15 protein-coding genes and 1 pseudogene are annotated in these 20,805 nt (G+C 47.4%); 4 read left to right on the top strand and 12 right to left on the bottom strand.

Translation table 11 applies throughout. From position 1 onward, the window contains the following. Window positions 1–48 precede the first annotated feature (48 nt). The 3 genes from ABLA85_RS15135 to ABLA85_RS15125 are packed head-to-tail and all read left to right on the top strand — an operon-like array spanning window position 49 to window position 1,417. Window positions 49–447 (top strand): hypothetical protein, encoded by a 399-nt coding sequence (locus tag ABLA85_RS15135; protein WP_367965230.1) that lies wholly within the window; start codon window positions 49–51, stop codon window positions 445–447. After that, window positions 444–1,040 carry a hypothetical protein gene (locus ABLA85_RS15130; RefSeq protein WP_367965229.1) on the top strand — a complete coding sequence of 199 codons (597 nt, stop codon included), beginning with the start codon at window positions 444–446 and terminating at the stop codon, window positions 1,038–1,040. The genes ABLA85_RS15135 and ABLA85_RS15130 overlap by 4 nt, the downstream gene beginning before the upstream one ends. An 8-nt stretch (window positions 1,041–1,048) precedes the next feature. Then, window positions 1,049–1,417, top strand: coding sequence for a hypothetical protein (locus ABLA85_RS15125; protein WP_367965228.1), 369 nt, complete (start codon window positions 1,049–1,051; stop codon window positions 1,415–1,417). A 43-nt stretch (window positions 1,418–1,460) separates the two neighbouring features. Here ABLA85_RS15125 and ABLA85_RS15120 read toward each other — a convergent pair. Beyond that, window positions 1,461–1,592, bottom strand: a pseudogene (locus ABLA85_RS15120) (SymE family type I addiction module toxin); the annotation flags it as partial. Window positions 1,593–1,597: 5 nt separating this feature from the next. On the opposite strand from ABLA85_RS15120, the gene ABLA85_RS15115 reads away from it, so the two are divergent. After that, the gene (locus ABLA85_RS15115; protein ID WP_367965227.1) at window positions 1,598–2,086 is read left to right on the top strand and encodes a hypothetical protein; all 489 of its coding nucleotides are present in this window, start codon (window positions 1,598–1,600) and stop codon (window positions 2,084–2,086) included. Here ABLA85_RS15115 and ABLA85_RS15110 read toward each other — a convergent pair. From ABLA85_RS15110 to ABLA85_RS15060, 11 genes are all read right to left on the bottom strand, one after another. Further along, complete coding sequence (locus ABLA85_RS15110; protein WP_367965226.1) at window positions 2,070–2,528, bottom strand: GyrI-like domain-containing protein; 459 nt, start codon at window positions 2,526–2,528, stop codon at window positions 2,070–2,072. The two genes, ABLA85_RS15115 and ABLA85_RS15110, sit on opposite strands and share 17 nt — an antisense overlap. Before the next feature lie 15 nt (window positions 2,529–2,543). Beyond that, entirely contained in the window at window positions 2,544–3,155 is a 612-nt protein-coding gene (locus tag ABLA85_RS15105) for a hypothetical protein (protein WP_047680481.1), read from the bottom strand. Window positions 3,156–3,176: 21 nt separating this feature from the next. After that, window positions 3,177–4,211, bottom strand: coding sequence for a cupin domain-containing protein (locus ABLA85_RS15100; protein ID WP_367965225.1), 1,035 nt, complete (start codon window positions 4,209–4,211; stop codon window positions 3,177–3,179). A 9-nt stretch (window positions 4,212–4,220) separates the two neighbouring features. Beyond that, on the bottom strand, window positions 4,221–5,081 hold the full coding sequence (gene fabD, locus ABLA85_RS15095) for an ACP S-malonyltransferase (protein ID WP_367965224.1): 861 nt from the start codon (window positions 5,079–5,081) through the stop codon (window positions 4,221–4,223). Between the two features lie 17 nt (window positions 5,082–5,098). After that, window positions 5,099–5,866 (bottom strand): thioesterase II family protein, encoded by a 768-nt coding sequence (locus tag ABLA85_RS15090; RefSeq protein ID WP_367965223.1) that lies wholly within the window; start codon window positions 5,864–5,866, stop codon window positions 5,099–5,101. A gap of 68 nt (window positions 5,867–5,934) precedes the next feature. Continuing rightward, window positions 5,935–7,158: a 3-dehydroquinate synthase II gene (locus ABLA85_RS15085; protein ID WP_367965222.1), complete on the bottom strand. Its 1,224-nt coding sequence runs from the start codon at window positions 7,156–7,158 to the stop codon at window positions 5,935–5,937. A gap of 30 nt (window positions 7,159–7,188) precedes the next feature. Next, window positions 7,189–7,554 (bottom strand): hypothetical protein, encoded by a 366-nt coding sequence (locus ABLA85_RS15080; RefSeq protein WP_367965221.1) that lies wholly within the window; start codon window positions 7,552–7,554, stop codon window positions 7,189–7,191. Window positions 7,555–7,568: 14 nt separating this feature from the next. Beyond that, window positions 7,569–8,912 (bottom strand): MATE family efflux transporter, encoded by a 1,344-nt coding sequence (locus ABLA85_RS15075; protein WP_367965220.1) that lies wholly within the window; start codon window positions 8,910–8,912, stop codon window positions 7,569–7,571. A gap of 78 nt (window positions 8,913–8,990) precedes the next feature. After that, window positions 8,991–10,529 carry a 4-hydroxyphenylacetate 3-hydroxylase family protein gene (locus ABLA85_RS15070; protein ID WP_367965219.1) on the bottom strand — a complete coding sequence of 513 codons (1,539 nt, stop codon included), beginning with the start codon at window positions 10,527–10,529 and terminating at the stop codon, window positions 8,991–8,993. Next, window positions 10,462–16,482, bottom strand: coding sequence for an alpha/beta fold hydrolase (locus tag ABLA85_RS15065; protein WP_367965218.1), 6,021 nt, complete (start codon window positions 16,480–16,482; stop codon window positions 10,462–10,464). The genes ABLA85_RS15070 and ABLA85_RS15065 overlap by 68 nt, the downstream gene beginning before the upstream one ends. An 18-nt stretch (window positions 16,483–16,500) precedes the next feature. Further along, window positions 16,501–20,805 (bottom strand): SDR family NAD(P)-dependent oxidoreductase, encoded by a 4,305-nt coding sequence (locus ABLA85_RS15060; RefSeq protein WP_367965217.1) that lies wholly within the window; start codon window positions 20,803–20,805, stop codon window positions 16,501–16,503.

The following is a 20,805-nucleotide window of genomic DNA, read 5'->3' as shown; positions in this document are numbered from 1 at the left end:
CTTTAAACTACTTGACTCAATAGCTATATTATAGTGGAGAATAACTTCTTGGCGCCAACCAAGAGTGATGCGCTGGGTAAGGCACTGGATGATCAAAAGGCGGGTAAAAACCTGCTGCAAGCCTCACAAGATATCGTCAGGCTGACCAATGAAGATAAAGCCAGCAATGTGCTCTTGGAGCAATACCGCAATGGTCAGTTAAACGATGGGGAGAAACAGCAGCTAGCGACCTTACTCGACCAATATGGTTTTGAATTGCAGACAAAATATGGTTTCACGCGCACGGAAGCTGCTAATGCTATTCAGACGCTGGTTAAGGGCGGGGCTTTTGTTGCGACAGCAGCAGATGCGAAAGCGTATAACGACGCACTGAGTTACCTGAAGATGTATAGCATCCAATCAGGGCAGGCGGTGCACACCAAGCTGGTACGGGTATCGGTCAAATGATTGATGGCCAGTATGGTGAGGGTGCTATCAATATGGGACTGGGTTCTCTGGCTATCTTTGGCGGAGCAGCGGCGAATAAAGCGGTTACTCAGCCAACAAAAGGCATTGTTTCACCGGATAAATTAGTAATCCAAGAAAACAGCAGAGTCTTAGATAAAAAAGCGCATACATCTATCCCTAAAGTTGAGGCTGAGCTACTTGATAAAGAAACTGGAAAAATCTTTAAAGATACAAATCAAGGAAACAGACCAGATTATTATCTGGGTGATAAGAGTAGACCTACGTTAATTAATGATAGGATTCAAGCCAAAGTGGAGAATAACCCTAATAAAAGTCTCCCTAACGGAAATATGGCATCTGCGCATGCAGAAGTTGGAACAATCCAGCAAGCGTTCGAAGATGGCATAACGATAGGGCGGGATATGGACATGAAAGTATTAAAAGAACCTATCTGCGGTTATTGCCGAGGAGATATTGCTGCTATGGCTGATAAAGCTAAATTGAAGTCACTGACAGTACAGGAAGAAAGTACTGGAAAAACTTTTTATTGGGAGCCAGGAATGAAATCTCTCAAGGAGAAAAAATCACAATGAACTTCTCCATGAGTTGGACTTTAAATGGAAAGGGTGGAATGGATAACAGCCCTGATTGGGCTTTTGTTGAGCATACCTTGATAGCTTTAAAGGGTAGATCTGGAACCCTAACATTAGATGTTAGTGATAATGTAGGTGATCCTGAAATGTTACAGCTCAGAACAGAGGCAGGTTATTATCTAATTATGCTAGGTGAAATATTTGAGGATGAATACAATGTTCGTTCTTATTACGATCGTAAAGTTGTTGATCAACAAATTGATATATTAGGTGATTATTGGTCAACTCGTCAGCTCATAAGAGACTTTGATTTAGTTGTAAGGATATTTAAGGAGTTTTTTGATACAGGTAATGTAACAAAATCTCTTTTAAATTAAATTTAGATCCCAGCGCATTGGCTGGGATCTTCCTTTTTAGCTGTCAGTTCTTCTCAACAAGCCGGATAATCAACTGCCCCCATTCAACGGTGACGTTCACTGCCTGCCCGGTGGCAAACCCGGCTTCTTCCAGCCAGTTCCCCTTTAAATGCAAGCTGGGGTGCTGTTGAGAATAACTATTTGACCGCCAAACAAATCACATCATGGCAAGAAAAATACGAAGTAGCTTCTACGGATAAAGAGAAAGACCGTTTAATTGAGGGGCGTGATAGAGCTGACAACGACCAACAACAGAAAGCGTTAGAAACTCGAGTCACTAAAGAGCATCTGATACGAGAACGAGATGAGTTAATCAAACTTCAACAATCCTCGGATTGTTACTCGTTTTATCAAAAGATGGCAGCAGAGAGTCTTAATAAACTTAGTCCGGTCACTGATAACTACGAAGCGATACAGAAAAGCAATAATATTCCGCGTGCAAAGACTGCCGCGGTGATGATTGCTGCGCCTTGGGTAGGTAGAGCTGTGGCACCTGTATTTGGTGATGGCGTAGGTAAAATGATGCTGACAACCGGCACGATAGGGGCAGGAGCGAATGCCGGGATTCAGTATCTAACAATGAAATGGACAGCCCCTAATAAATACATCATAATTATTCTACCCCTATAAATAACTCTATCTTCCCATCTTGGTGAAAGACTTCATAGTCCGTCTTCCAGCTACGCTGATGTAAGCAGTCGGGTTGTTCAAAATATTGCCATACCTGCTGCCATAGTTGGAAAACGGGATTATCCTCACCCGCCAAACCAGAGAAAATGACATACCGGCCTGCTGCCAGCTCGATCTTATTAAATGAATAATCTGCCAGACTGTTGTCATTTTCATGCTCTTTTACTCCGGCAATAACGTCAAACAGCCCGCTTGCACCAGATTCATAGTTAGAATAAACGCCATAGACAATATCGCCTGACAACCGCTTAGGATAGATATCCTGATAGAAATGTTGCCAAAGTGGCATAATTTTCGCTGTCCCAGCATCCATTTCATGAGCATTTTTTGTACGCGTAGATACCCCTACTAAAGACAGAGCTGGGCAATCAACAATTTTCATCTTAACAATCTCCTTTTATTTTGCTAATAAAGCCTTAGCATCTTTATAAGCTTGGTACGTTTTGGGTAAAGGACTCGCTTTCAGCTCAAACCATGCCTGTAGAGCTTCATTCTTACCACTTCCTTGGTTTTCACTGTCTGAGATGTAATCACTGATAAAGTTATTCATTCTGGCTGATGGGATTTGCGGTAACCTCCCCTGCGTTTTTTTCAGGTTAGCCAGGTGGACCACTAAATCACCATAAGTAATTGTTTTTCCATCAATAATGCATTGCTTACGCCAGCTATTAAGCCAGTACCATTGGCCGGATTTATCCGCTAATGCGCCAAACTGTTGCTTAACGGCGGCCAGTAAAAATGATTTGGTCTTTTTGTCACTAACATAGTTAACCACGGGGGTATCCAGCGTGAGTAAATCACGGGCTGCACTATTCTTTCTATTAGGAACGGCAACGGGAAGCTCTCCAGAATAACCAAATAAATGTGCCTTAATGTGCAATTCAAGCTCATTTTTTTTCAGATTACCCACGGTAATGCCCAAAGTTTTAGCAAACGCCTTAAGCTCTGTAGCATAAAAATAACCACCGTCAAACTCTTCTTGACTCATCCCCTGATATAGCTTACTCACGCCTCTTCCTCACTGTTTTAACTACGCCGAAACAGCCTCGTCTTGTTCAATTGCCTCCAGTGTTAAAGTCGCAATTCGATCCAAGAGCAGCTGCATAACCTGCCACGCCTGTTCGCAGATTGCCTGTAATTCAATGCTGCGTTGGTGAGTGATATCTTGATAGAGTTCACTCCCCAGCAAAGCGTGCCCGTGATCTAACGTTGCATGCGCTTCTATATACTCACCAGGCTGCTCAGAAGTATTCTTAGCCAACCAATGGAAGGCATCTGCACACTTTTCTAGCACCAGATGAACGACAGCCAATTTTTCCACATTATCAAGCTGGAACATTTTTAACACAAACCAATTACCATATGAATCAATTTTAGCATCCCATTCTTGGCTCTTAGGTAATAATTCGTCATGGCCTAACTCTTCTTGAAAATGTTCAAGAAATAAAGATCGAAACGTAGGATCCACCACGGTAGATTGGCGCGCATACATGATGTACTGGAAAATTTCAGACCACTGCCTCAGACGGGTTTTAAAGAGAGTCATGTGGTGTTCAGTTTGGATCTGCCCTTCTCTAAATAGCGAAAAGAACAGTGTCTTTTCCACCTTTGCGCACCACTGCTCGTTAAAATTTAGCAGCGCTTGATAAGGAGTTAACTGAGGAGTAAACACAATATCAGCCTCTTTTTCAAACAGAGCCAACGGTTCATACTGCACGGATAAAGCATCTAACGGCTCGCCGAGATCGCAACAAAAGCCGTGCCAGCACCCGGCAGGAATACAGACTACATCACCCGTTTCAATCTTATCGGTAGCATCCCCCAGCAGCGTTGCCTTACCAGCCATAACGATAACCATACTATCTACACTGTGCTGATGCACCTGATGTGTTTCACCCTTTTCAAGACGTGTAAAACTAATGCTAAGTGGTTCGTTATCTTTTCTAAAATGACGAAAAATAGCGCTATGCGCTAAAGGCTGAACTGCGCCGATTTTGTGCTCTTTCCCTGCAATAAAAATGGAGTTAATTTCTGGAATAGAAGCGCGCTTGATAATATTGATCATAAAAATTTCCTAAATATCGTCAGACAGTGATGAATAAGCATCAAAGAGTGAGCCCATAAATTTAGATAGAACTGTTTTTGCCCCTAATTCGATAAAGAGCATGGGCCCCTGCCGGTAAACAAATTCAATGCATGACTGCCAATGAACAGGCTCAGTCAGTTGTCTGACTAAGTTCTCCGTTATACTTGTTGCCCTATAAAGCTGGCTGGTTGCATTAGCAATCACGGGGATTGACGGTGGGTTAAAGTGAAACTGCCCGAGATACTCCTCAAACGCAGCACTGATTTCTGCCATCAGCGGCGTATGAAACGGGCCAGATACGGCTAAAGGAACGTATTTACCCGTTCCCTGTTGTAATATTGCCTGTTCAATACCGCGCATAGCCGTATTATTACCGGAAATCACCGTTTGCTCCGGTGAGTTCTCATTTGCAATATAAACACCAGAGTACTGTTCAATCAGTTGCTGCACAGCCGAGCGTTCAACATTCAAAATCGCCGCCATCGTTCCACCATCCCGAACACTGGCCATTAATTCAGCACGTTTTTTTACCACCGCAACCCCCGTGGCGAAGTCAAACACACCCGCAGCAAACAGCGCATTAAACTCGCCTAAAGAGTGCCCCAGCAAAAAATCCGCTTTTATCCCTTTATCCTTAGCTTCAAGATGGCTTAACGCGTTAACAACAAATAGGGCAACTTGGGCAAACTCCGTCTGCGTTAAACGTTTGCCTCCTTCGTTGCACAGTTCAGCCAGATCGTAGCCTGCAACTTCACTGGCTTCCTTTACCTGACGCGGGTAGCGAGCAAACAACTCTGCCCCCATACCTTTAAATTGTGAACCCTGCCCTGGAAACATAATGGTCAACATTGATTTTCATTCCTCTATTAAAAACGATCTTTGAAAATGACCGCGTAATGGTGAAGCAACCTTAACAACGCCTGTTTTTCGGTTTGAATAAAAAAATGTCCGCCTTTCAGCATGTGTAAATCAAATGAGCTGTGGGTATGGCGCTGCCAGGCATAGAGTTGCCCGATATCCGTTTCCGGATCGTCGATTCCCCCTATCACAGCGATCGGAGCCTGTACCATAGAATTAAGAGCGGGTCGGTAGCTTTCTAGCGCTTGAAAATCCGCAGATAACACCTTATAAAAGTGCTCAAAAACCTCAGGATTGCGCAGTACTGCCTCCGGTGTTCCCCCTAACTGGCGGACTTCTTGGCGCATTCGTTCTTGGTCAAAATGCCGCCGCCCTTCTGTTACAGAATGAAAAGCGGGTGCTTTACGCGCCGCCAGCAGCAATCCAACCGGAGATACCCCACAACGTTGCTCCAACCGCAGCGTTAGTTCATAAGCCAGACAAGCCCCCATGCTGTAGCCCATCATCAATAGCGGCCTTTCACTTGCCAGCCGGACGAGATCAGGGAAAATATCTTCAACTATCTCATTAAAATCAGTCAGTAAAGCTTCGCTGGCCCTGTCAGCACGCCCCGGCAACTGCAAAATATCGAGGGAAAGCCAATCATGCCCCGGCAAATCCCGCAGCCAAGAATGAAATGCCGTGGCATTGCCTCCCGCAAAGGGAAATACCACCATTTTCATTTGTTCGTTTTGAGCGTGACGAGACAGCCCAGCCCAAGCATGAGACGTAGACATTATTCTTCTCCATTAATAAGAATTTTTAGTTATCTACCGCCGTAGTTCACTACGGCGGGATACAGAGCTTAGACTTCTTCGATAAACTCACTCACCGGCACCCCGACGTGGCGGCCTGAATTCGCTTTATAGGCTTTCACCTTGACGCCGGGTTTAAGGTCGGTGAGATGCAGAGGCTTGCCTTGATCAGAGAAAATTCGTACGTGCCAGTCATCCTGCATCAAAATGCTGATCTCCTCACCGCTGGCAAAGCGAGCACGGATAATGCGTAGCGGGCGTTTTTCCAACTTCACTCGCCCAACAGGGATAGGTTTGGTCTGGCCTTTCATATCGACAACCATCGCGCTATCGCCGCTGCGTAGCTCTGAAATGTATTGCGTGCGGTTGCCGTTGGTAAACACGTAGCTATGAACCCCTCCTGCATTGATGCGGAACTCCCGTTTATTCATGTAGGGCATCTCAAAGACTTCCGGACAGCAGAGAAATCCACCTTGTGAGGTTGATCCGACTAAAATGCCCTCATCTTCATTAAACATCAGGGAAAGGTCGATGCAGCCACGGATACCATCGCCAACCGGACGTGTTTCAAAGATTTCTGCCGGTTCCAACGTAAGCTGGCCCATAAATACTTCCTCAACACGTTTAAACATACGATCAACAGTACTACTCTTCAGCGGGGTGAACAGAACTCCCTCCACGCCAAATTCCATCGTACTCATAGAATTAACGACATCATCAACGTGTTCATGATCATCAATTTCTTTAATTACCACGGTCTTGGTGTGTTGTAGTTCAGCAATCACCAGCTCTAGAGGAATATTGGTGGGATCTTTGAATTTAATTAGTACATAAGAATGTTGCTGACCGAAAGCAATCGCCTGATGCAAAGTTGCTTTATCATTTACAAAAATATAAAAGCAGGTTTTTATATTTTTACTCTTTGCCAACTGTAATATTTCATTATTCTTGCTAAGAATGATTAGTTTCTCATTTGGCGTTTTCTCTAACTTCTTAAATAGCTCATTAAGCTCTTCTAATTTTTCTATTTTTATTGCAACCTCATGGCGAAAATATTTTTTACTTAAAAATGCGTCTGCTTGTGAAAAATTAATTAAATACCCTGAATAATATTGATGAAAAATGCGATCAGCTACTGACTTAGCCTCTTCATCTTCTTTTTCAACAGCAGTCATATCATACCAAAGTAAAGGTAATAGATTATTACTACGATATTCACCTTTACTGCTTTTTTCCACAGCGCGCGTAGTCACATTAACAACATCAATTGCCATAATAATATTCCTTATTTAATAAAATGTAGATTACTGAACGATAAACAGCGGATAAAAACGTTTGCGATGAACATATATCAGCACCATATTAATACCGGCACCTATCGCAGCAAATAACACCGTTTCAGGTGCAAGAAAAAAATGAAAGAGTAATGAATGCGCCAAAATACTGGCACTTAATAACAATGCTAACGGCGTCAATATATTAATAACTAACAAAGCGCCAGCGATAACATCGGTAAGCATAATAATCTCATTCATATATCCCGTTGCACGTAATGCCGACAAAAAATTCATTGCGTCAACCGGCCACGGTGGTTCAGGGAAAAAGTGAAACTGGTGATTTAAACCAAAAAAGATTAAAAATAAGCCAAAAAAAATACGTAAAATATTCATGTAATATTCCTTATTTACTTAGTTTCTAAATATTTCAAGTGAGAAGCCTTCCATTTCCCAGACAGCCAACGAGCGTTATTCATTGCACTCCTAAACACCTCATCACACAGTAATCCAATCCATAATCCCGCAATGCCCAACGATAAGTTAATGCCTAAAAAATAACCCAGAGGCACCGCAATATACCATGTACTGCCTACTGCTACCCAAGCCGGAAAATTGGCATCTCCTGTCGCTTTCAGGCTATATGAGATCACCATAGCGGCGCTGCGAAAAGGTTCAATAGCAACACATAAAACGAGCAATACCATCCCCGTATTAATGATATCTACATTACTGGTGAACAGCCCCAATAGAGGTTTACCGCACAGTAGGATTAACACGATGGCAAGCAGACTCCCCAGCATTGCTAACCGTAAATTGCGGTCTACCTGTTGCTTAATGAGATCATACTGCTTGGCTCCATAGAGATGAGAGATCATGATCTGGTTAGCAATTGACATGGCGGAAGACCAGCAAATTGTCAAAGTCAGCAGATTCATCACGAATATCCGCGACGCCATTGCTGTTTCGCCTAGGCTAATGGTAAATATAGACAATACCAGCATGCCTGCTTCAACGGTAATCGGCTGAACGGCGGCAGGAACACCAATCGCCAAGATCGGTTTTAATATTGCTGCCGGCTGAGCAAATAACGCCTTCAGTGGAAATCTGGCCTGTAATTTCTGCGTCACTAGCAGAAAATAATATAAGCACACAACTGCCTGAGAAATAATAGTGGCAAAAATAACCCCCATCAGTCCTAGTTTGAAATAAATAACAAAGACTAAATTTAAAATAACATTTAACCCATTTGCAATTATTCCAGCGTATAAGTTATATTGTGTTTTTCCCTGAGCCATGCAAATAGCACTGAGTGAAAACTTGATTGCCATAAACCATAGTGCAATAGAAATATATTTAAGATACTCACCGGCAAACAGCACTTCATTATTCTTTAACCCTATAGCCTCAGCTAAGGGAAAAGAACCGAAAAATAATACTAAAAAGACAATTCCGCCTGAGGATGCATTAATAATTAGAATGCCACTCCAATTAAGATTAAGCTTTTCTAATTTACCAGAACCAATAATTTGCCCACCTACGTTAATTGCTCCCTGAGCCATCATCATAAATAACAGGACAAAAATAACAAAGATGGGAATAATAGCGCCAACCGACGCGGCCATCGTCGTTGAAACATGACTCAAAAATAACGAATCAACAAAAAATATCGAAAATGATAATAACATATCGATAAATATCGGAATCGCCAAACTCCAAATAGAGAATGGTAATACAGATGACTTATTATCCATAACGAACTCCTACACTATATTTTAAAATATTATTTAGACGCGGCCCTAAAGGCCGCGTTAGCAACACCCAATATTCATTTAATAGATATCGAGCAATTGCCTAATATGGTTTTCAATCTCTTCTCTTGCGCCAAGCGTTTTATAGAGATGGATACGGTTGCGTACAACATCGCCTCGATTCCATAACTCATAAATATCCTGTCGGCTACCAAAGGCATCCGCTACCATTTCCCAGGCAAAGCGAAACAGGCGTGATTTAAAATCCACGCTACATGACTTCCCTCGCATATAACGTTCGAGGAACGGCCGTAGCTCCGGTGTCTCCAGATCCCGAAGTGATGGCTGCATGATTATCCCTGCCCCAGAAATCGTCCGTACAATCTCATTGATACGACCGCTAATTTGCGCTGCAAATGTATCCGGTGCCAGTGTGGAAGCGGGTGCCAATAACCCGGAATCAGTCACTCTAGCTTCGACATTCATGGCGATCAGAGAGTGCCGGATAAGTTCCAGATACGCACTGAGTTCACCGAGCTGATTCTGGATTTCCCTGAACTCATTCACGCCAATCGACTGACTAATCAGCGACGCAACCCCCAAGAACGTACGCAGACGGTGATAAAAACGGATCTGCCCGACGTACAGTGCCCAAGCGTTTAAACGGAAGAACCCTTCAAAGGCCGTTTCAGCTTCTTCAAGTAAAAAAATACGATCATTGGGAATGAAGACATCATCAAAGAACAGCATGGCATCTTGTTCATCAAACCGCTCACTCAATAGATGCTGGTGACTGCTTCCCCGCTTAACGTGAGCCTCACGGCACAGTATATGCAATCCTGGTGTTTCCATTGCTACGCTAAACCAGACGACGTAATCCTTGTGTTTCCGCAGCGCGTAGGACGGCGACATATAAATCAGTGCCTCATGGCAAAACGGTGCGAGCGTTGCCAAGTTCTTAGCACCTCTAACGACTATGCCATCTTCCCGTTTCTCCACCACTCGCAACCCACTTTCCGGGCACTCCTCCAGCGTTGCTGAACGATCAATCTGCGGGTCGCCTATCGCGTGAGTGAGGCTAATGTCATTTTCACGGCAATAGAGGTAATAACGTTTAATATTCTCCTTAAAGCGAGGATTAACCTGGCCTGCATGGTGGCGAAAGTCATACAGCCCCACAACCACATTCGACATAAAGTCCGGCACCCGCGGAACCATACCCAGCGTGTGCTCCATCCATAGATGGCTGTTGCGCCATTTGGCAGATAGTTCCTCCTGAGTACTCGGTGCCAGCCAAGAGTAGCTGACCGGGTTACCCGTTAATGGTGAGGTATATAACATCTGTTCACGCAGTTCCGGCTGATATTGCAGATCGTACAGGGCAGCCAGGTGATTTAACATGCTGACGAAGTCAGGATGTTCCGTCACTTCAATACGGTTACCGTCATACCAAACCTGCCTCCGGTCCCGCAGGCTGGCCTTGTAACGCTCGCCGGACCAAGCACCTTTCGCGCCCACCAGTGACCAGGAATCCTGTAAATCCGACGCAATGTTATGCTGTTGCATCACTAACCTCCCTACGTGTCTCTGCAACAACAACCCACTGCTGTTCATGCTCATCCACAAATGCCTCCAACACAGGAATAAACTGCGTGTCATGAGTAAGATAAGGGAAATGAGCTGAACCGGGGATACAGGTCAGACGCGCATCCTGAATACCCTGGCTGAAATCGTGTGAATGACGCGGATTGATAATCCTATCCAAATCACCGAAAACACAGTGAGTCGGCACATGGATTTCAGGCAACCAAGGTAACAGCGAGACGGACATCATCTCATTCAGATAACGCAGAGCCACCAAGAAATTAACGTGCTGCGAATTCAGTAACAGATCCCGGCGTTGTTCAATACGTTGCATAGCCTCCTGCTCATTTTCGCCCAAGGCATCAATAATGGCCTGAAAATCCGCTCGCAAAGTAGCCACGGCTGAACTTGCCAGTGCCTCAAACTCCGCCGCACTCATCGTTGACGGATCGGCTACGTTCAAATCTGAGGTATCGTGGAATCCTCCCACCAGCGTCAATGACGCAATGCGTTGCGGTTCATTTTTTGCCATCAGCAATGAGGCCGCACACCCTAGGCAAGAGCCAACCAGATGGAACGGACGATCAATACCCAACTGGGTTAAAGCCGCAAACATGCTTCTGGCCGTACCCGCCATGTTAGAGTCGGCAATCGGCATACTGATACCATAGCCCGGTGGATGCAGAATAATAAACTGATACTTGTGACGTAAATCCGACTGTAGCAACGGCAGCCAGGTCGCAGCAGTTAACGCTACGGCTGGCATCAGCACCACTGGCGCACCTTGCCCGCAACTGAACACCTCTATCTCGCCCTCACCCGTGTTCACTACACCGTGCAACAACATTTCATCCATAGGTTCATTAGGATCTATCGTCACTGGCTGAACGTTGCGCAGCGTTTTACTTTGATAATACTCACCATACTGGATCAGAAAACGAGCTCCCTCATCCAGTGGCATTTTGCGCAGCCACAGGGCATCATTTAGAGGACTTTCCTCCCGCATGCTGGCTACCGCTACGGTGGCCTTAACGCTAACACTTTCAGCCTGAGGAGCCACTTGCATTAACCTGGCTGATTCTTGCGGGTAATCACGTAACATCACCTGAGCGATATCATTGATGGTCTGATTTTCCAACAGTAGACCAACACCGACACTCCCTGCCCGATTTTCAAGCTCGGTTTGAATATTCAGCACAATCAGAGAATCCACACCATAGTTAAGCATATCTTCGGCTGGATCGATCTCCTCAACGCTCAACTTCAGCACATCAGCAAACAGCGTGACTAAACTGTCCACCAACGTCGATGGCTCAGGGGTTTTTCCGCCTTCATTCACGATTGGTCTGGCAGGTGCTTCAACAGATGGAACTGGTAGCACCATTGCCTGAGTCGTTGCCACCTCTTCATGGATTACACTGAACCCCATTTGGCGCAACACTTCAGGTTTAGCATCTATCGCAATCACGTTAGGCAGATCGTGACTCAGTACCCGCCGTATAATTTCAATGCCGCGGGCAGGGGTAATAAAACGTATGCCCTTGTTCTGCAACATGGCTACTAAATTTTCTTCCACACCCTCCCAGAATCCCCAACTGATGACATGAGCGGGAACACCCTGACTGCGCCAGTAGTTCACAGCCTGATTCTGATAAGCACACCCAGCCGCATAAGTAGACCAGCCAGCGCTGCCTACCCATCCTTCAGCAGACGAAAACAGCAACAGGAAATCCAGCTGGCGCGATTTGAACAACGCAACCAGGGAATCACTGCCATCCAGCTTCGCCGCCGTTTGCTGCCGTAACGTATCGTTATCCAACTGGTTAATTCGCAGGATCTGCCGAGTCATTGCCAGATGGAAAACACCATGGAACATCCCATGCTCTGCTTCCGCTAACGCAATACCCTCTGCCAGTGCAGCACTGTCCTGCACATCTACGCAGTAGTAATAGCATTGTCCTCCCAGCGCGTTGATATCCGCTATCGCCTGTGAGTGCAATTTATCGGGTTGTGAACGGCCAAACCAGACGAGTGTGACACCGTAATGCTCCGCCAGATAGCGGCTAATTTGTTGCCCCACCACACCGGCACCACCTACCATCAGGTAAACGCCCCCCTGACGGAACGGCTCTTTAGTCGCCGCAGACAGCGTTTCTACCGGTACAATGTCCCTCCGCAGTAGACGATCCCCACGTAAAAACAGTTCGCGATTCTCCAGCCAATTCCCGTTTATATACAGATTGGTATATAGCTGGCTAAAAGCCGGGCTATGGTCAGACCAGTCCCCATCCAGCAAGGTTAACTCGGCTTTTGGATATTCTCTTACTAAACTGCGGAAGTAACCGGACAGCGCTCCCGAATTAGACACAGCTTCCTCATCCAGCTGTACGTTCTCAGCGAGCCGGGTAAAAATACGCAGCTTCGTGTTATTCTCACGCGTTGCCTGTGCGAGTTGATGCAAAAGCGCCAATTCCTGTCGTGCTGATACCGGCTTCACACCAGAACCCTGCAATAATCCGATACCCCAGAATAGTACCTCGTCCAGTCCGTTGATATGCTGGAGACAAAGCGGAATATCGGTGGGCTTATCTGCATCTAATAGCCACTCTTGGTCGCTCAATAACTGCGTGCTTTGGCCTGTAGAGTAGGCGATAAAATAACAGTCCGTCAGCCCCGCCTCTGCCAGATAAACTTTCAGCGGAAAAGGACATCCAGCGGGGTAAACTACTACACGTGTCGCCGCCGGCAGTGTTCTCTGAACCGAGCCTGCAATGTTGATCGGCTGATAGCGGGGGCGATACAATAAGGATTCAACGTTTTCAACCTCCGGTACTACCTTCGGCTTTATGTCATCCCCAGCGCTTCCCCACAGTGTAAGCTGATGCTGGTCATTAAAGACGTAGACTTCTGCTACTCGTTCCTCACGCTGCCGAAGAACAATACTTCCTGTTTTTTCAAGGGGACGCAGACAATGGAACTGATTAAAGATAGGGCCTGATAAGTCACTCTGAGCGTTTAAACTGCTCTGCTCTGCAATAGCACTGATAACATGCTGGTATATACCATCGATACTACCAGTCTGGCAGGTATATAGACTGGAACCGCTATTTTTACCATTCAGGAACTTTCTTACATCCAGCGTCAGCCGATCAGCAGGAATGAGCGGTGAAACGGTAAGCGTTGCCAAAGCCAGAGGAACATTATGTTCGGCATAACACGTCAGACGTATATTTCCATCCTTCTCAGGCTCCAGAGCAAGACTTAGCTTACCCAGCTGTTGCTCTAACACCGCTCGGTCAATATGTTGTAACCGTAGGGAATAGACATCGCCAAGCAGAGCGCCGCTTTCCAACATCTTGCCTAACAAGCAGTTAAGTTTCTGCTGCTTTAACACGGGTGGGGGCTCGACAAAGAAATTCACACCTGCATGCCCGATAGAATCGCGCAGGTTTAGCGCTGCCAGTAGAGAAGATGAAGCCGCTGGAGCTGTATTTTGCATACCGGGCGACGGATGAGCCTGTTCTGCCCAACAGACTTCACGCGCGAACGGGTATAGCGGTAGCGCGGTGAGATTTGGACGCCGTGTATAGCTGCTCAGCCAGTCGATATTCTCCCCCTGACACCATAGCTGTGCGACTCTATTTAACTTATTCTGCTGCAATAACATGCGGATATATTCTCTGTCCTGCGCATTACGCACAGCAGTTACCCGCGTATCTCGGACATGCCCGCTGGTAATAGCGGGATCTTCCTGCCCGGACAACGCCTGTTCCAGCCGCTGCGCTAGCTTTTCTAAGCTATCTGCCACTATCCCCACACGACGCGCCATCGCATTTCGGCCACTTTGTAGTGTCCAAGCTATCGAAGCCAGCTTTCTTGCCTCGTCCTGTGGCGTAAATACACACTCTGGATGAAGCTGCTGAGCAATCACTGTCACGGCATCACCTACGGTATGGCAGTGTTTCAGCATGTCAGCCGTTATCAGTCGGTTAAAATGCTGATACAGCGTCTGGATGAACTGCTGGTGGATTTCCTCTCCCTTAAGCAGCGTGTCGAGCTGATCTTCATCCCCCAGTAGCTCAGAGCTAATGCCCGTTAACGCGGACAAACAAGCTAATACTCCCGTGGTTATCGGTCCGCTATTCGGTGGAACCATTAACTGCCGAACAAACGTCAAGTGAGATTGTAATAGTGCCTGCAGCGCAGCAGGGGTACGAGCCGAATAAATAAATACCCGCTCATCTGGTTCTACGTATGCCGTCGTTGATGCCGTATATTCTTCAAGGATCAGGTGTGCATTCGCGCCTCCGGCACCAAAAGCATTAATCGCTGCCATACGGGGCTTTTCGCGCTGTCCTTCGCTGCTCGCTAACAACTGTGAACGCCAAGGAGAGACTTCCGTCTGTAAGTAGAAGGGCGTTTTTTCAAACTGAATATTGGTGTTGACCTGTTCTAAATGGATAGAGGGAACCAGCGTTTTATGCTGGAACTGTTTCAACACTTTCACAATACTGCCAAAAGAAGCAGCCGATTCCATATGCCCAACGTTGGATTTCACCGAACCAATCGCACAGAATTGTTTATCTTCGGTGTGTTGACTCCACGCGGAGGTCAGTCCCCGCACTTCTATCGGATCTCCAAGAGCAGTTCCTGCCGCATGGGCTTCAACATAGCTGATATCCGCAGGGTTAATCCTTCCCTGACGCAGAGCATCAGTTATCAAGGACTCTTGTGACTGTGCATTGGGGACAGTAAAACCATTCACCCTACCGCCATGGTTGATACTGGACGCTTTAATCACTCCATAAATACGATCACCTTCCTGTTCCGCGAGACGTAACGGCTTCAGCAGAAGCGCACCAACTCCCTCTGAAGGAACATAGCCATCCCCCTCTTCGCTAAATGGCTTACAGCGCCCCTGAGGTGAGGCAAAGCCTGTTTTGCTTAAAACGAAGTATTTATTAGGATGTGTCGTCAGATTAACACCCCCCGCAATCGCCATTTGCGACTCACCTCGCCATAAACTTTCGCAGGCCAAATGTACCGAAGTCATCGAACCAGAACACATGGTATCCAACGCAATACTCGGCCCACGCAGATCAAAAAAGTACGACGCGCGGTTGGCGATCGAGGCATAGGACGCTCCGGCACTGGCATCCATCGCGCCGTACAACTGATACTGTCCCCACATGATGCCGACATAGAGCCCCACACGATACTCTTTCAGTTTCTCTCGGTTATAGCCCGCATCTTCAAAGGTATGGTGCACCGTCTCTAGGAATACCCGTTCCTGTGGATCCATGCCTTCAGCTTCTAACTTACTGATGCCGAAAAATAGAGGATCAAAGGTACGGTTATCCGATAAAAATCCCCCCCACTTCAGATAGGATTTACCGCTAACACCTTTACGCTCATCCCAATAATCCCGCCAGTTCCAGAGATGTTCCGGTACAGTAGTAATACAGTCGCGTCCGGCCAGCAAATTCTCCCAAAAAGCCTCAACATCATCGGCCTGTGGAAAGCGTCCCGCCAAGCCAATAATCGCAATATCATCATCGTTATAGGTTAAAGAGGCCACCTCGGGCACAGCAACTGTAACAGTCTCATTAGGAGGCGTTAGCGCCATCAATATTGGCGGCACAATCCCGCCTACAGGTGTTATTTCTTCCGTTATTGGCTGAGGGGTATCAGTTATCGCTACCGCTGGCATAACTAACTGCGGTTCATCCATGTTTTCTGTTGGCAGCTTTTCGGCAAATTCTTCGCTCAAATAATCCGCTAACGTTTTAATGCTTGGAAACTCAAACAATAAGGATTTACTGAGATCGCCAAGTGTATCTTCAAGTCTTCTGACAATGGCGACGCTCATCACTGACTCTATACCGTAATTATCAAACGCGGCATTATCATCCAGACTGGCGAGGGGTAGCTGCGTTTCCGCCGCTACAGCGCTTCTTACCAGTTGGTACAGAGTTTTCTTCGATTGCATGGTCTATTTTCCTTTAAATCAGGCGCTCATAGAGAGATCGGGTAATAAAGCAGGTAAAGTCAGGCTACGAATAAACGGGTGGTACAGTCCGGGATCGCCGCAAGCAACGAGTTGTATCTCTTCTGCATCAGGCTGTAAGGCTGCCGTTACCAGCTCTGCCGCCTGCCGGTCATCCAGTGGTACAAACCCCTTACGACGGATAAAGGCCAGCTCATTCTCATCAATGACCATTCCCCCCGCCCACGCTGGCCACCCAATGGCGACGCTATGCCCGTTGCGTTGCCCCAGTTGCCGTAGCTTTTGACGCTGCTCTATAAATCCTTCTACGCTACGGTTGGCTAAGGCATAATCTGTACCGCCAACGTGGCCGGTCAGAGCCACCAGAGAGGAACAGGCAACGAAGAAATCCAACGAGTCATGCTGTGTCGCCCTATCAAGGTGGTAAATGCCCTTGAGCTTACCTTCCACTATATTTCGGTAGCCCTCGGCCGTTTTGTTGATCAGTAAAGAAGCAGGCGGTAATCCGGCACAGTGCACAACGCCATTAATCGTGGAGTAGCGCGTTCTGGCATCAGCTAAAGCCCGCTGTATAGCATCGGCGTCAGTGACATCCACCGATTGGTATTCCCAGCCACCTTCCGGCAAAGTGGAACGTAACTCAGGCAAGACGCTATTGGCAGCTGTTCTGCCCAGCAGCAGCACGTTTGCTCCACGCACCATGAGGTAATTGGCAATAAACAGGCCAATGCGCCCTGCACCCCCGCTTATCACATACACTCCTGATGGACGTACCTGTACAGTGGAAGAAAGAGGGAGAGCGGCAAGGTGTATCAGATCTCGGGTTAGTAGCCGCCCAGATAACAAATCCAACCGACAAGAGGTTGCCCTGTCCAGAGCAGAGATTTGCCGTAAACGTTGGTCAATCTTGCGGTAGTGAGACTCACTCATTTCGCCGTGAACGCCATAGATCTCTAAGGTATTGACGCTATAACGGGGAAACTCATGGCTCAAGCCTTTAGCGAAACCATCCAGCCCCGTTAGCAAACTACTGGCAGCGTTCTGCGGATCATTAAACCAGACCAGATTGACCACTATCTTCCCCGCCAGACGAGCCTTCACTAACCCTTGCAACAGGAAATAGAGACGTTCTAGCCAAGCGGTCACGCTCTCTAACGACCAATTCTGGCGGCTTAGAATAATATTCATCACCCGTTTGCCTTCGGCCGTAGAAAGCGCCTGCAACGCATTTATCCAACTCTGATCGTCTGCTTCCATCCAGGAAAGAGGCCAGCTTAAACCGCGCTGACAGAGGCGCTCTGCCACCTCATCTCCCTGCTGATAGAGAGCCAGTACGGGATAGTTTGCCTGCGGCAGAGCATCGGATTGCTCCTGCCAGCGCTGGGCAAAACGAGTCACTGTACTGGTTGTTGGCGCTGGCGCTTGATTCGTCAGTGGACGACCAACTGCGCCCTCCATGACCAACAACGGAGTACCCGCCTGATTGAACGCAGTGAGTGAATAAGAGACCAGAGAAGAGCCCATACGCTGATGCTGACGTACACGGACAAACAGATTCTCCGGGAGCGGAGCCAGTATCTTAATTGTGACAATCGAAAACGGCACGCTGAGCATGTTACTCTGGCTGGCGTGGTGCAACAGCGCAGTTTGCAGCATGCCATCCAGCATGGCGACGGGTAACACTGGATCCAGATAAGGCATTTCCCGTTCTGGCAATCTCAGCTCACTCAACGCTTCATTCGCGGTAAGCCAAATTTTTTGTAATGGTTGTAGGCTTGAGCCAAACGATAAGCCCAATTGCGCCAGTCGGTGATAGCATTCCTCTGCGGTCATGCTCTGAGTAAAGTGTTGTGCTCCCTGCTGCAGACCGTCGATGTTGGCAGCAAATTTTTCGCTCTCCAATGTCGCGCTAAAATGCTTTATTTCTCCACGTCGGGAACTACACTCAACCTGCCAGCAGGTGCCAGACACGGCCGTCACTTGGAAAGAGAGGCGCAACGGCATGACTTCATCCAACTGAATCGGTGTCAGCCAAGTTAATGCATGGATATGTAATATGCCGCGTAGCGATAGATGTTGACTCGCTAGCTGTTCCAGCAACATGACACTCGCTGCCGCTGGCAGAATGGTTACACCATTGACGCAATGATCGCGGATAAAGGGTTGATCATGGGTCAGGTTGATCTGCCAGCAATCCGCAGCTACCTGCTGTAGTTCGCCATCCAGTTTGCCGTAGCGGCTGTTATGTAACACCTCTGGCCAGTGATGTTGAGCGTTAAATGGATAACCCGGCACGGGTAAACGCTGCGGCAGCTCTCTTGGGTAGAGCACAGTCCAGTCTATTTCTTTTCCCTGTAACCAATCGGTAATGCTGGCCTGTTGCGATGCACTCAGTTGAGTGCTGCCACCATAACCGCCCGTTTTCACCTGTCCCGATTTTTTATCGTTAATAAACGCCCACATCGCCACCAGCAATCCAGAGACGCTATCTGCCATGAATACCTGACGCACGGCAAAGTTTTCTCTAGCAGACTGGTAGGTAAACAACGCATGAGGAACACGCTCTTCGGGCTGCTGCATTAGCCAGTTTATGAGTTGCATAACGTATTGCTCTAGCCGTTCATCATTTCTGGCTGACAGCGGTAACACCAAGGGAACATTAAGCTGCGGCAGGGCAGGTTGCGGATACTCCTCCACAATCACGTAAGCGTTCACGCCACCAAAACCAAATGCGCTGACAGTTGCCGTACGCCGTATAGCTGCTTCTTTCGGTTCTGGCCAAGGCAAAGGCTGGCGGTTAAGCATGAGTGCCGTACCTGCCAGATCGATTCTTTCGTTAATCTGTTGTAACCCAGCCAAAGGTGGACGTACCCGTTCACGCAGGCACATAACGACTTTCAGCAAACCCGCCATACCTGCGGTAGCTTCGCAGTGCCCTATGTTGGCCTTGACCGAGCCGAGAACAATGCTCTCTGCGGTAAGTGTAGCCCCCTGACTGACTGTAATTTCACCTAAAGCCTGTTTGATCCCTTCTATTTCTATCGGGTCACCCAACTGCGTTCCTGTCCCGTGGGTTTCGATATACCCCAGTCCCCGTATATCTGCTTGATAAGCCTCCCAGGTTTGGCTAATCAGGCTGGCCTGAGCGCTGGTTCTAGGTGCTGTCATAGCACTGGCTTGCCCACCGTGATTCACCGCGCTGCCTTTGATTACCGCGTAGATGAAGTCACCGTCCTTCTGAGCCTGTGCTAGCCGTTTAACCATGACAATGCCCACACCTTCGCTACGAACGTAACCATTTGCCCGGCTGTCAAACGTTTTACAGCGGTTATCCTCAGACAGCACGTTAACCTGTGACAATGCAATCTGCGGCCACGGATCCATTAAAATGCTCATACCGCCAACGATCGCGCTGTGACAGGTGCCATCCAGAATGGCACGGTGTGCGCTATTCAGCGCAACCAATGAACTGGAACAGGTCGTATCAATGACCTCGCTCGGCCCATGCCAGTCAAACCAATAGCTGATTCGGTTACTTAAAAATGCCCGTCCTGTACCCGTTAGCGTATAACTGTCAACCTGATGCCCGGCCTGAATGAGCAGGTTGGCATATTCATCTCCGCTGGCACCAATAAATACGCCAATATTTTCTCCGCGCAGATCTTTCGGCCGATAACCTGCATCCTCCAGAGTATGCCACACCCCCTGTAGGACCAAACGATGGCGAGGATCCATAACATCCACTTCGCGAGGTGTCAGGCGGAAAAACTCCGCGTCAAACTGGTCAAATCCCCGAATAAATCCACCCTCATATGCGTAGGTGGTGTTGGGTGCTCCGTTTGGGATATCGTAATAGCGGCGCCAGTCCCAGCGGCTAGCGGGGATCGGCTCAATACATTCCTTTCCTGCCAGAATATTTTGCCAAAACGCGTTCAGATCGTCGGCCTGTGGCATACGGCAATGGATACCAATAATAGCCAGCGCCGTATCGTCCGAACCCGTCTCCTCAAATAACAAACTCGGCGTCACCGTTTCATGGGATGATATTTCGTTAGGACGTGCCAAAATCTGATGGCGAGTAACATAGTCAGCCAGCTTGTTCAACGTGGGCAAATCAAATAGCTGAGTCGGGCTGATATCCTTGCGCAACATATCGCTAAGCTGCGCAGCCAGTAGCGCATAATGTAAAGAGTTAAATCCTATCTGCCCTAGCCCGGTATCAAGATCGAGCTGTTCTGGCTCAATATCCACGATTTCTGCTACTATTCGGGTAAGCTCGCTATGAACTGTATCTCCCTGTAACAT

It is taken from the genome of Xenorhabdus sp. SGI246, from assembly GCF_040838225.1.
Taxonomy (GTDB): domain Bacteria; phylum Pseudomonadota; class Gammaproteobacteria; order Enterobacterales; family Enterobacteriaceae; genus Xenorhabdus; species Xenorhabdus indica.
This window is presented reverse-complemented; position numbering and strand designations above follow the sequence as displayed.

Coding starts and splice junctions, on each gene's coding strand:
- ABLA85_RS15130 (WP_367965229.1), top strand. CDS start 444: ATGATTGATGGCCAGTATGGTGAGGGTGCTATCAATATGGGACTGGGT.
- ABLA85_RS15125 (WP_367965228.1), top strand. CDS start 1,049: ATGAGTTGGACTTTAAATGGAAAGGGTGGAATGGATAACAGCCCTGAT.
- ABLA85_RS15110 (WP_367965226.1), bottom strand. CDS start 2,528: ATGAAAATTGTTGATTGCCCAGCTCTGTCTTTAGTAGGGGTATCTACG.
- ABLA85_RS15100 (WP_367965225.1), bottom strand. CDS start 4,211: ATGATCAATATTATCAAGCGCGCTTCTATTCCAGAAATTAACTCCATT.
- fabD (WP_367965224.1), bottom strand. CDS start 5,081: ATGTTGACCATTATGTTTCCAGGGCAGGGTTCACAATTTAAAGGTATG.
- ABLA85_RS15090 (WP_367965223.1), bottom strand. CDS start 5,866: ATGTCTACGTCTCATGCTTGGGCTGGGCTGTCTCGTCACGCTCAAAAC.
- ABLA85_RS15085 (WP_367965222.1), bottom strand. CDS start 7,158: ATGGCAATTGATGTTGTTAATGTGACTACGCGCGCTGTGGAAAAAAGC.
- ABLA85_RS15080 (WP_367965221.1), bottom strand. CDS start 7,554: ATGAATATTTTACGTATTTTTTTTGGCTTATTTTTAATCTTTTTTGGT.
- ABLA85_RS15075 (WP_367965220.1), bottom strand. CDS start 8,912: ATGGATAATAAGTCATCTGTATTACCATTCTCTATTTGGAGTTTGGCG.
- ABLA85_RS15070 (WP_367965219.1), bottom strand. CDS start 10,529: ATGAGCATGAACAGCAGTGGGTTGTTGTTGCAGAGACACGTAGGGAGG.
- ABLA85_RS15065 (WP_367965218.1), bottom strand. CDS start 16,482: ATGCAATCGAAGAAAACTCTGTACCAACTGGTAAGAAGCGCTGTAGCG.
- ABLA85_RS15060 (WP_367965217.1), bottom strand. CDS start 20,805: ATGTTACAGGGAGATACAGTTCATAGCGAGCTTACCCGAATAGTAGCA.